The sequence below is a fragment of the Pseudomonas sp. Van50 genome, assembly GCF_055390755.1.
On sequence record NZ_AP024343.1, the window covers coordinates 1,187,484 to 1,197,361 of the forward strand.

Genomic DNA, 9,878 nt, shown 5'->3' on the forward strand with positions numbered 1-9,878 from the left:
CTTAGGGCGCCTGAGCATTTGCCATTAATGAGGCCCTCGCTATGACCGCTCCCACTTCGATTCGCCGACTCAACGCTGCCGATCCGGATTTCGCACATCATCTGGATCATCTGCTGAGCTGGGAAAGCGTGTCTGACGACTCGGTCAATCAGCGGGTGCTGGACATCATCAAGGCGGTGCGCGAGCGTGGCGATGCGGCACTGGTGGAATTCACCCAGAAATTCGACGGCCTGCAAGTGGCGTCCATGGCCGACCTGATCCTGCCGCGCGAGCGCCTGGAGCTGGCCCTGACCCGGATCACCGTGCCCCAGCGCGAAGCCCTGGAAAAAGCCGCGTCGCGGGTGCGTGATTATCACGAAAGGCAGAAACAGGACTCCTGGAGCTACACCGAAGCCGACGGCACGGTGCTGGGCCAGAAAGTCACGCCGCTGGACCGCGCCGGCTTGTACGTGCCGGGCGGCAAGGCATCCTATCCGTCCTCGGTGCTGATGAACGCCATCCCGGCCAAGGTCGCCGGCGTGACCGAAGTGGTCATGGTCGTCCCGACCCCGCGGGGTGAAATCAACGAGCTGGTGCTGGCCGCGGCCTGCATTGCCGGGGTGGACCGGGTATTCACCATCGGCGGCGCCCAGGCCGTGGCTGCGCTGGCCTATGGCACCGAAAGCGTGCCACGGGTGGACAAGGTGGTCGGGCCGGGCAATATCTATGTCGCCACCGCCAAGCGCCACGTGTTTGGCCAGGTCGGCATCGACATGATCGCGGGCCCTTCGGAAATCCTCGTGGTGTGCGACGGCCAGACCGATCCGGACTGGATCGCCATGGACCTGTTTTCCCAGGCCGAGCACGACGAAGACGCCCAGGCGATCCTGGTCAGCCCGGACGCCGAGTTCCTCGACAAGGTCGCCGCCAGCATCGACAAGCTGCTGCCGACCATGGACCGCGCCGAGATCATCAACACCTCGATCAACGGCCGTGGGGCGCTGATCAAGGTCGATGACATGGCGCAGGCCATCGAGGTCGCCAACCGCATCGCGCCGGAACACCTGGAATTGTCCGTTGCTGATCCGCAAGCCTGGCTGCCACAGATCCGCCACGCCGGCGCGATCTTCATGGGCCGCCACACCAGCGAGGCACTGGGCGATTATTGCGCGGGGCCCAACCACGTGTTGCCGACTTCCGGCACCGCTCGCTTTTCGTCGCCACTGGGGGTGTATGACTTCCAGAAGCGTTCGTCGATCATCTTCTGCTCCGAGCAGGGGGCTTCCGAACTGGGCAAGACCGCCTCGGTGCTGGCCCGTGGCGAATCGCTGAGCGCCCACGCCCGCAGCGCCGAGTACCGTATTCTTGATGAGCAATCCGTTGAAGGGCAGGGGAACTGAAATGAGTAAATTCTGGAGCCCGTTCGTCAAGAACCTGGTGCCCTACGTGCCGGGCGAGCAACCGAAGCTGACCCGGTTGGTCAAGCTCAACACCAACGAGAACCCCTACGGCCCATCGCCCAAGGCCCTGGCGGCGATGCAGACCGAACTGAACGACAACCTGCGCCTGTATCCGGACCCCAACAGTGACCTGCTCAAAGGCGCCGTGGCCCGCTACTACGGCGTGCAGAGCAACCAGGTGTTCCTGGGTAATGGCTCGGATGAAGTGCTGGCGCACATTTTTCACGGCTTGTTGCAACATGACCAGCCGCTGTTGTTCCCGGACATCAGCTACAGCTTCTATCCGGTGTATTGCGGGTTGTACGGCATCCAGTTCGACGCCGTGCCGCTGGATGAACAATTCCGGATCGATCCGGCGGACTATGCCAAGCCCAACGGCGGGATCATTTTCCCCAACCCGAACGCGCCCACCGGCTGCCTGCTGGCGCTGGACGCGGTCGAGCGGATCCTCAAGGCCAGCCCGGATTCGGTGGTGGTGGTCGACGAGGCCTATATCGACTTCGGCGGCGAGACGGCCATCAGCCTGGTGGATCGTTATCCGAACCTGCTGGTGACCCAGACATTGTCCAAGTCCCGCTCGCTGGCGGGGCTGCGCGTGGGCCTGGCGGTGGGCCATCCGGACCTGATCGAAGCGTTGGAGCGGATCAAGAACAGCTTCAACTCCTACCCGCTGGATCGCCTGGCGAACGTCGGCGGCGCGGCGGCGTTCGATGATCGCGAGCATTTCGACCGGACCTGCCGGTTAGTCATCGAGCACCGTGAATGGGTCGTGACCCAATTGGAAGCCAAGGGCTTTGAAGTGCTGCCCTCGGCGGCCAACTTCATCTTCGCCCGCCACCCCCGGCACGATGCGGCGGGCTTGGCGGCGAAACTGCGGGAGCAGGGGGTGATCGTGCGGCACTTCAAACAGGAGCGGATTGCCCAGTTCCTGCGGATCAGCATTGGCACACCGGAGCAGAACCAGGCCCTGATCGAAGCCCTCGGCGAACTCTGAAACCCTGCATTGACCCTGTGGGAGCGGGCTTGCTCGCGAAGGCGTAGTGTCAGTCACTTCAATGTTGGCTGAACTGGCGCCATCGCGAGCAAGCTCGCTCCCACAGTTGTTTGGGGTGTTCGCAATATCGGCGTTCCAGCGCCAATCCCTTGTGGGAGCGGGCTTGCTCGCGAAGGCGTAGTGCCAGTCACTTCATGGTGGCTGAACTGACGCTATCGCGAGCAGGCTCGCTCCCACAGTTGTTTTGGGGTGTTCGCACTGTCGGCGTTCCAGCGCCAATCCCTTGTGGGAGCGGGCTTGCTCGCGAAGGCGTAGTGTCAGCCGCTTCATGGTGGCTGAACTGACGCTATCGCGAGCAAGCTCGCTCCCACAGTTGTTTTGGGGTGTTCGCAATATCGGCGTTCCAGCGCCAATCCCTTGTGGGAGCGAGCTTGCTCGCGATGGGGCCTTCGGATCAGACCCTGAACTGATTGATCAACCGCCGCTGCTGCTCCGCCAGTTTGGTCAGCCCGGCGCTGGCCGCGCTGGATTCGTCGGCGCCGCTGGCCACTTCGTTCGCCACTTGCCCGATGTTGATCACGTTGCGGTTGATGTCGTCGGCCACGGCGCTTTGTTCCTCGGCAGCGCTGGCGATCTGGGTGTTCATGTCGTTGATCACCGACACGGCCTGGGTGATCGTTTCCAGGGCCTGGGCCGCTTTCGCCGCATGCTGCACGCTTTCATCGGTACGGTGCTGGCTGTCTTCCATCACCCGCACCACATCCCGGGTGCCTTGCTGCAGTTGCTGGATCATCGCCTGGATTTCTTCGGTCGCCTGCTGCGTCTTCTGCGCCAGGTTGCGCACTTCATCGGCGACCACCGCGAAACCACGGCCCTGTTCACCGGCCCGGGCCGCTTCGATGGCCGCGTTGAGGGCCAGCAGGTTGGTCTGTTCGGCGATCCCGCGGATGGCGGTGAGGATCGCGTTGATGTTCTCGCTGTCCTTGGCCAGGGTCTGCACCACACTCACCGCCTTGCCGATTTCCACGGCCAGGGCACCAATGGAGGTGGAGGTGTCCCGGACGATCTGCATGCCCTGGCTGGCGGCCTGGTCCGCATGACTGGCGGCCTGGGCCGCCTGGGTCGCGTTGCGGGCCACGTCCTGGGCGGTGGCGGTCATTTCGTGCACCGCAGTGGCGACCTGATCGATCTCGGACATTTGCTTGTGCACACCCTGGTTGGTGCGGATCGCAATATCGGCCGTGTGCTCCGATGAATCGCTGACGCTCTGCACCGAGGTCACCACTTGGGTGATCATGCCCTGCAACTTGCTCAGGAAAGTGTTGAAGCCCCTGGCGATCGCCCCTAGCTCATCGGCGCGGTCGCTCACCAGGCGACGGGTCAGGTCGCCTTCGCCCTGGGCGATGTCATCGAGCATCGCCACCATTTGCTTGAGTGGCCGGGCAATGCCATGGCCCACCAGCCAGATCACCAGCAGACCGATGCCGGCAATCACCAGGCCCACCATCGCCATGCCGAAGATATCGGCTTGGCGCTGATGGTCGAGGTCTTGCTGCAAGGCTTGCAGGTCGGCCATGACCGCATTCAGCGGCAACTGCAGCATCAACGTCCAGCGGGCGTTGGTCTCGCCGATGCCGAACGGCATGTACACCTCGATATGCCCGTGTTCTTCGTCGATGTCGTAGCGCACCTCGCCGACGCCCAGCTTGGCCAGGTTGTCCAATTCGCTGGCATCCAGCAGGTCGCTGGCTTTTTCCCCGAGTTTGCTCGGGTCCTTGGTGAAGGCCACCAGCCGGTTGTTGCTCGAGAGCAGGGCCATTTCCCCGGCGCCGTCGTACAGCTTGCCATCGGCGGCCACGAGCATGTCCTGGATGAAGTTCACCGACAGGTCGGCGCCAACGATGCCCTGGAACTTGCCATCGATCATGATCGGTTCGATGAACGAGGCGAGCATGGTCATCGTGCTGCCGACGCGATAGGGCGCCGGGTCGATCACGCAGGCTTTCTTGCTGTCCTGGGAGCACAGGTAGTACTCACTGGCGCGGATGCCGGTGGAGAGCAGTTTCTGGTCGGTCACGTCGGCGAGTTTTTCCAGGCCCAGGGAGCCGTCCTGGTTGCGAAACCACCACGGCAGGAAACGCCCGCTGGTTTCCATGCCCACCACCGGGCTGTTCACATAGTTGGCGTCGTCGTGGTCGATGGCGTTCGGCTCCCAGGCGATGTAGGCGCCGAGGATCTTCGGGTTGCGCACCACGGTTTCCCGCAGCAGGCTGATCATTTGCTCACGGGGCACCTTCAGTTGCGGGTTGCCGTCCGCGCCGTTGATGCCCATCAAGGCGTTCGTGGTGGCCAGGCCACGGGCGAGCAGCAGTGGTGCTTCCAGTTCCCGTTGGATCAGGCTGGCCTGGGTGCGCGCCAGGGCACTGAGGCGTTGTTCGATGAGTTGCTCGAACTGCGCCTTGGTGCGCTGTTGCACCATCTCCTGGGTGCGGGCGCCAGCAAACAACGCGTACAGCACAAGGGCGGCAACCACACTGAGCACGATGGCACCGGCCAGGGCGGCCACGGAAAACTGGATCGATTTGAATTTCATAAAGGCTCCGGACGCGGAAATGACGTCTGGGCTCTTTATCGGCGTTTCTGTGGCGCGGCATGAGGCGCTGTTCGTCGGGTGACTCTAATAGCTGCGTGGGTGTCGCAAATGGATGTGGTGGGATCTGTCCGAAAAAACGCTAATCCCTCGTTGTGTATCTGGCGCCGATACAAATCAAGGCCTAGGATACGCCCACGTTTCCAGGGAGCTTCTTTTACATGAACAAGACATTGATGGTGAGTGCTCTGAGCGCGGCGCTGCTGCTCGCCGGTTGCCAGTCGGTCAACACCACCAGCGGCGGAGCCGTGGGTGTGGAGCGCAAGCAGTACATGTTCAGCATGCTGTCGACCGACGAGGTCAACCAGATGTACGCCCAGTCCTATCAAAAGACGATGGGTGAGGCCAAGGCCCAGGGTGCGCTGGACAAGACCAGCAACGATGCCAAGCGCATCCAGGTCATTGCCGATCGCTTGATTGCCCAGGCGCCGGTGTTCCGCCCGGATTCGGCCCAGTGGAACTGGGAAGTGAACCTGATCAAGAGCGATGAACTCAACGCCAATTGCGGTCCTGGCGGCAAGATCATGTTCTACACCGGCCTGATCGACCAGTTGAAGCTGACCGACGCTGAAATCGCCGCGATCATGGGCCACGAAATCGCCCACGCCCTGCGCGAGCACGGGCGCGAAGCGATGTCCAAGGCCTATGGCATCGAGATGGCCAAGCAGGGCGCCGGTGCCTTGTTCGGCTTCGGCCAGGACAGCCTGGCCTTGGCCGACACCGTCGCCAACTACGGCATGACCTTGCCCAACAGCCGTGGCAACGAGAACGAAGCCGACCTGATCGGCCTCGAACTGGCCGCCCGCGCCGGCTACGACCCGAACGCGGCGATCACCCTGTGGAACAAGATGGCCAAGGCTTCCGAAGGCGCGCCGCCGGAATTCATGAGCACCCACCCGTCGTCGAGCAGTCGTATCGCTTCGTTGCAAGCGGCGATTCCGAAGGTGATGCCGCTGTATCAGCAGGCCAAGAAGTAAGCATCGCCATGTGGTAAAAGCTGTTTTTTTGTGGCGAGGGAGCTTGCTCCCGCTCGGTCGCGTAGCGGCCGCAAAAGCTTAGGGCTGCTTCGCAACCCAGCGGGAGCAAGCTCCCTCGCCAGAAGAGCCTGCATCAACCTGATCAAACCCACCCACTACTCTGCATCGCCTTGTACACCGCCACGATCGCCAGGACGAAGAACGCCGAGGCGGCCAGGCGGCGGATCAGGGTCAGGGGCAGCTTCTCGGCGGCGAAATTGCCCGCCAGGACCACCGGCACGTTGGCAATCAACATGCCCACGGTGGTGCCGATGATCACCAGCCACAGCTCCGGGTATTGCGCGGCGAGCATCACCGTTGCGATCTGGGTCTTGTCGCCGATTTCCGCCAGGAAGAACGCAATCAGTGTGGTCAGGAACGGGCCGAACCGGCGGGCCGTGTTGGCTTCTTCATCGTCCAGTTTGTCCGGGACCAGGGTCCACAGTGCCGTGGCCGCGAAGCTGGCCGCCAATATCCAGTGCAGGACCGCGTTGGAGAAAAAGCCGCTGACCCAGGCGCCGACCGCGCCGGCCGCCGCATGGTTGGCCAGGGTCGCGGCAACGATGCCGGCGATGATCGGCCAGGGTTTGCGAAAGCGAGCCGCCAGGATGAGCGCGAGCAATTGCGTCTTGTCGCCGATTTCGGCCAGCGCAACGATCGCCGTAGGTACGAGGAGTGAGTCCAGCATCAGGGATTTCCTAAAGGGGCGGGTCGACACGGCTATGACACGTACAGCCTTCCCGCCCCGGGTAAGGTGTGCGTGTCATAGGTCTTGTCAAACCCAGCGACCATCTGCGTGGACGCTTGGGCCGCATACGCCATGGTCTGCTGACCAAGTATGTTGACGTATGCCGGGCGAGCATGGCGCTCGCGGGAGACTACTCCCCTAGGACGGAGCGGATTCTGCCTAGGCAAACCCGATTGAGCAAGTACTGTTTCCTAAAAAACTTCAACCGCGCTTGGCCCGGTAGATGCGAAAGCCTTGGCCTTCGGCCTTGATCGCGCAAACGCCCAAATGCTCCTCGATCAGCGGCTGGTACTTGAGGAAGCTATTGGCAACCAGCCGAAGTTCGCCACCGTTTTTCAGATGTTTGGCTGCTTTTCGCAGCAGGTTTTCCGTGGCGTGGTAATCGGTGTGCACGCCGACATGGAACGGCGGGTTGCTCAGGATCGCGCTCAAACCCATCGGTGCGGCGTCGATGCCATCACCGGTCAGCACTTCGGCTTCCAGGCCATTGGCGGCCAGGGTCAGGCGACTGCTGGCGGCTGCGAAAGCGTCCACGTCCAACAGGGTGACGGTGTTGTGCGGATAGCGCCGCTTGACCGCCGCCCCCAGCACCCCGGCGCCGCAGCCGAAGTCGAGCAAATGCCCGCTGGGCAGTTTATCCAGGTGTTCCAACAGCAGCGCACTGCCGCGATCCAGGCGCCCGTGGCTGAACACTCCCGGCAGGCTGATAACCTTCAGCGGGCCTTCGGCCAGGGGCAGTTCGTAGGTCTGGGCCAGGCTTTCCAGGGGCTTGGCCTCGGGCGCGTTGGCGACAGTGACCTGCCACAGTTGGCAGTGCCGCGCGCTGTCGAGCTTGCGTGGCTTGCCGAACGGGTTGAGCTGCTTGGATGCGCCTTCGATGCCGCTGCGTTTTTCCCCCACCAGGTACACCTCGCGCCCGGCCAGGCGCGCCGCCACGGCATTGAGGAGGTAGTCGGTCAGGTCCTTGGCCTTGGGCAGGAACACCACGGCGGTGTCGAACGCGCGCTCGGGCACGGTCACGCCAAAGTGGCTGCGCTCAGGAAAACGAGCATCCAGCGCCGCCTGATCGCCGGCATGCCAGCACCAGCCATGGGCTTCTGGCAAACGGCCGAGCAAATCGTCGGCGGGCAGGCCGGCCAACAACACCGAACCCTGGAATAACTCGGCCTGACGAAGCAGTACTTCACTGCGCGGATCCATGGTCTGCTCCTTGATAAAGCGGGTAAAAAAAAGTGCGGCAGTTTATCAACTGACGACACGCCGCGCTGTACCGCTGAAAAAGCCCTGGGCGTTTTCGCTCATTTGGCCGACGATCCGCTGCCGCGCTTCGCGGCTGCCCCAGGCGTTGTGTGGGGTGACGATCAACCGTGGGATATCGCCGGCCAGCAGCGGGTTGCCTTGGGTCGGCGGCTCCACGCTGAGCACGTCGGTGGCGGCGCCTCCCAAGTGACCGCTGCGCAGTGCTTCGGCCAGGGCCTGTTCGTCGATCAACCCACCACGGGCGGTATTGACCACGAATGCGCCGGGCTTGAGCAGCGCCAGTTCGCGGGCGCCGATGAAGTTCCGGGTGTGCTCGTTGAGCGGGCAGTGCAGGGTCAGGGCATCGACTTGCGGTAACAATTGCTCCAGTGGCAAGCGGTCGGGACGGGTCGGGCGCCCAGGGATCTGCCCCAGCAGCACGCGCATGCCAAAGGCTTCGGCCAGCCGCCCGACGGCGCTGCCCAACTCGCCATGGCCGAGCAGGCCCAGGGTCTTGCCTTCCAGCTCGACAATCGGATAGTCCAGCAGGCAGAACTGCGAAGCCCGCTGCCAGCGACCTTCCCCCACCGCTTTTTGATAATCGGCCAGGCGCGTCGCCAGGTTCAGCAACAGCATGAGGGTGTGCTGGGCCACCGACGGCGTGCCGTAGCCCTGGCAATTGCACACCGTGATGCCGTGGTGACGGGCGGCCGCCAGGTCGACATTGTTGGTACCGGTGGCACTGATCAGGATCAGCTTCAGTTCAGGGCTGGCCGCCATGGCCTGGGCATCGATCACGATTTTGTTGGTGATTGCCACAGTGGCGCCCTTGAGCCGCTCGATGACCTGGTCCGGCGTGGTCCGGGCGAACAGTTGCAGTTCGCCGAAGCAACTGCGCAACGGGTTCAGGTCCAGGTCGCCGAGGTCCAGGGAAGGGTGGTCGAGGAAAACGGCGCGGGCGGTGTTCGTCATCAGCTGTACCTTTTATGTCAAGAACCGAAGGCGTAATGTGGCGAGCCTATCAGATGAATGCGGCCCTGGCGCCGAACACCGTGGCGAGGGAGCAAGCCCCCTCGACACGGGACTTCATCCAACAAAAGATTGTCGTAAGGAGCTTCCATGTACCTCACCGAATTCCTCACCGTCGCCCTGATCCACCTGCTGGCTGTTGCCAGCCCCGGGCCGGATTTTGCCGTGGTGGTGCGCGAAAGTGTGACTCATGGCCGACGCGCCGGAACCTGGACGGCGCTGGGCGTCGGCACGGCGATTTTCCTGCACGTGGGCTATTCGTTGCTGGGCATCGGCCTGATCGTGTCGCAATCGATCGTGCTGTTCAACGCGCTGAAGTGGGCCGCTGCCGCGTACCTGCTGTACATCGGCTTCAAGGCACTGCGGGCGCAACCGGCCAAGCCGGCCGAGGAAAACCTGCACAAGGAAGTCGGTGAGCGGACCGCCCGTGGCGCATTCATTTCGGGCTTTGTCACCAATGGCTTGAACCCCAAGGCGACGCTGTTTTTCCTGTCGCTGTTCACCGTGGTGATCAACCCGCATACGCCGTTGGCGATCCAGGCCGGTTACGGCGTGTACCTGGCGGTGGCGACGGCCGTCTGGTTCTGCCTGGTGGCGCTGTTGTTCAGCCAGCAACGGGTGCGCGCCGGTTTCGCGCGCATGGGTCATTGGTTCGACCGGACCATGGGCGCGGTGCTCGTCGCCATCGGGGTGAAGCTGGCGTTTACCGAGGCGCACTGACCGCTCTGATCTTTCCTCTGATCGCTTCCATGCGGGTGTGGGG

Annotated in this window: 8 protein-coding genes, 1 pseudogene and 1 riboswitch; of the genes and pseudogenes, 4 read left to right on the forward strand and 5 right to left on the reverse strand. The window is 63.1% G+C overall.

What is annotated here, in order from left to right; all coding sequences use genetic code 11:
• The first annotated feature begins 41 nt into the window (after positions 1–41).
• Together hisD and hisC are read left to right on the forward strand one after the other, a co-directional pair.
• Complete coding sequence (hisD, locus tag ACZ5M5_RS05060) at positions 42–1,379, forward strand: histidinol dehydrogenase (protein WP_060739149.1); 1,338 nt, start codon at positions 42–44, stop codon at positions 1,377–1,379.
• A 1-nt stretch (position 1,380) separates the two neighbouring features.
• The gene (gene hisC, locus ACZ5M5_RS05065) at positions 1,381–2,433 is read left to right on the forward strand and encodes a histidinol-phosphate transaminase (RefSeq protein WP_060739148.1); all 1,053 of its coding nucleotides are present in this window, start codon (positions 1,381–1,383) and stop codon (positions 2,431–2,433) included.
• 454 nt (positions 2,434–2,887) lie between these two features.
• On the opposite strand, the gene ACZ5M5_RS05070 is transcribed toward hisC, so the two are convergent.
• Positions 2,888–3,730 carry a methyl-accepting chemotaxis protein gene (locus ACZ5M5_RS05070; protein WP_371919229.1) on the reverse strand — a complete coding sequence of 281 codons (843 nt, stop codon included), beginning with the start codon at positions 3,728–3,730 and terminating at the stop codon, positions 2,888–2,890.
• 15 nt (positions 3,731–3,745) lie between these two features.
• A pseudogene (locus ACZ5M5_RS05075) lies at positions 3,746–5,026 on the reverse strand (methyl-accepting chemotaxis protein); the annotation flags it as partial.
• Positions 5,027–5,244: 218 nt separating this feature from the next.
• Between ACZ5M5_RS05075 and ACZ5M5_RS05080 the strand changes: the two are divergent.
• Positions 5,245–6,060 carry a M48 family metallopeptidase gene (locus tag ACZ5M5_RS05080; RefSeq protein WP_464738720.1) on the forward strand — a complete coding sequence of 272 codons (816 nt, stop codon included), beginning with the start codon at positions 5,245–5,247 and terminating at the stop codon, positions 6,058–6,060.
• 142 nt (positions 6,061–6,202) lie between these two features.
• On the opposite strand, the gene ACZ5M5_RS05085 is transcribed toward ACZ5M5_RS05080, so the two are convergent.
• The 3 genes from ACZ5M5_RS05085 to ACZ5M5_RS05095 all read right to left on the reverse strand — a co-directional run bounded on the left by ACZ5M5_RS05085 (position 6,203) and on the right by ACZ5M5_RS05095 (position 9,058).
• Positions 6,203–6,787 (reverse strand): TMEM165/GDT1 family protein, encoded by a 585-nt coding sequence (locus ACZ5M5_RS05085; protein WP_060739145.1) that lies wholly within the window; start codon positions 6,785–6,787, stop codon positions 6,203–6,205.
• An 89-nt stretch (positions 6,788–6,876) separates the two neighbouring features.
• A riboswitch (yybP-ykoY riboswitch) is annotated at positions 6,877–6,999 on the reverse strand.
• 49 nt (positions 7,000–7,048) lie between these two features.
• A complete protein-coding gene (locus tag ACZ5M5_RS05090) occupies positions 7,049–8,047 on the reverse strand; it encodes a class I SAM-dependent methyltransferase (RefSeq protein ID WP_060739144.1) in 999 nt (332 codons plus the stop codon).
• Between the two features lie 45 nt (positions 8,048–8,092).
• Positions 8,093–9,058 carry a 2-hydroxyacid dehydrogenase gene (locus tag ACZ5M5_RS05095; protein ID WP_464738721.1) on the reverse strand — a complete coding sequence of 322 codons (966 nt, stop codon included), beginning with the start codon at positions 9,056–9,058 and terminating at the stop codon, positions 8,093–8,095.
• A gap of 147 nt (positions 9,059–9,205) precedes the next feature.
• On the opposite strand from ACZ5M5_RS05095, the gene ACZ5M5_RS05100 reads away from it, so the two are divergent.
• On the forward strand, positions 9,206–9,835 hold the full coding sequence (locus tag ACZ5M5_RS05100; protein WP_060739142.1) for a LysE family translocator: 630 nt from the start codon (positions 9,206–9,208) through the stop codon (positions 9,833–9,835).
• The last annotated feature ends 43 nt before the right edge of the window (positions 9,836–9,878 follow it).

Excerpts from the sequence above, each read along its gene's own strand:
- hisD (WP_060739149.1), top strand. The coding sequence starts at position 42 with ATGACCGCTCCCACTTCGATTCGCCGACTCAACGCTGCCGATCCGGAT.
- hisC (WP_060739148.1), top strand. The coding sequence starts at position 1,381 with ATGAGTAAATTCTGGAGCCCGTTCGTCAAGAACCTGGTGCCCTACGTG.
- ACZ5M5_RS05070 (WP_371919229.1), bottom strand. The coding sequence starts at position 3,730 with ATGATCACCCAAGTGGTGACCTCGGTGCAGAGCGTCAGCGATTCATCG.
- ACZ5M5_RS05080 (WP_464738720.1), top strand. The coding sequence starts at position 5,245 with ATGAACAAGACATTGATGGTGAGTGCTCTGAGCGCGGCGCTGCTGCTC.
- ACZ5M5_RS05085 (WP_060739145.1), bottom strand. The coding sequence starts at position 6,787 with ATGCTGGACTCACTCCTCGTACCTACGGCGATCGTTGCGCTGGCCGAA.
- ACZ5M5_RS05090 (WP_060739144.1), bottom strand. The coding sequence starts at position 8,047 with ATGGATCCGCGCAGTGAAGTACTGCTTCGTCAGGCCGAGTTATTCCAG.
- ACZ5M5_RS05095 (WP_464738721.1), bottom strand. The coding sequence starts at position 9,058 with ATGACGAACACCGCCCGCGCCGTTTTCCTCGACCACCCTTCCCTGGAC.
- ACZ5M5_RS05100 (WP_060739142.1), top strand. The coding sequence starts at position 9,206 with ATGTACCTCACCGAATTCCTCACCGTCGCCCTGATCCACCTGCTGGCT.